The sequence below is a fragment of the Mesorhizobium sp. LNHC229A00 genome, assembly GCF_000502415.1.
GTDB lineage: Bacteria > Pseudomonadota > Alphaproteobacteria > Rhizobiales > Rhizobiaceae > Mesorhizobium.
The window spans coordinates 1-744 of the sequence record NZ_AYWQ01000133.1; the positions used below are offsets into that span (position 1 = coordinate 1).

At 55.5% G+C, this 744-nt stretch carries 1 pseudogene; it reads left to right on the plus strand.

Going from position 1 to position 744, the window contains the following annotated elements:
* Positions 1-217: 217 nt before the first annotated feature.
* Positions 218-744: pseudogene (locus X742_RS140300) on the plus strand (hypothetical protein); the annotation flags it as partial.

Here is a 744-nt window from a genome sequence, read left to right on the forward strand (position 1 = left end):
TCGCCTGACACACACTTCCGGCCTCGGGTCCCGAATCGTCTTGCGTCGTACTTCAGTCGTTGCAACAGATCGTTCATATAAAATTTACAGAACCTTTGCAACCGCAACTGGTTAACGATGCTACCTTCGCCACAACGTCTGGGGTCAGGCACGGCTAGGAAAGCTGATGCCAACTTATCCTCGGGCCGCCAGCAGCACGCAACGGAGGTAAACGCCAATGGCAAAAAGAGTGCTCATCCTGCTTGACGGCCTCGTTAGGACTAGTCTGCTATACGTCCAAGCGGCCCGGGCGCTTAATCTTCATCCAATTATCCTGTCGTCTGATCCAGATCAGTACGACTATCTTGCGGCGGAAAGCATTGAGGCAATCCGTGTCGATACAGACGATCTCGATGCGCTGATCTCCGAATGTTCTCGGCTCGGTGCGAGCTATGACATTGCTGGCATTACGTGCGCCGGGGATTCGTTCTATGCCACAGTTGGCAAGCTCTGCCGGTATTTCGATCTGCCGGGACCGAACGCCGCATCCATTGAACGATGCTGCGACAAATTCAGTCAACGTCAGCTCCTCGCGGAGGCCGGCGTTTCAATACCTGCTTATCGCTTGGCAACGGACGCGGCGGACGCAAAAAGCTCTGCCGCGGAGATCGGCCTGCCGGTGATTGTTAAGCCAGCGGTAGGCATCGGCAGCAGCGGTGTCCGATTGTGCCGCGATGTCGATGAATTGACCGAACATACGACCCA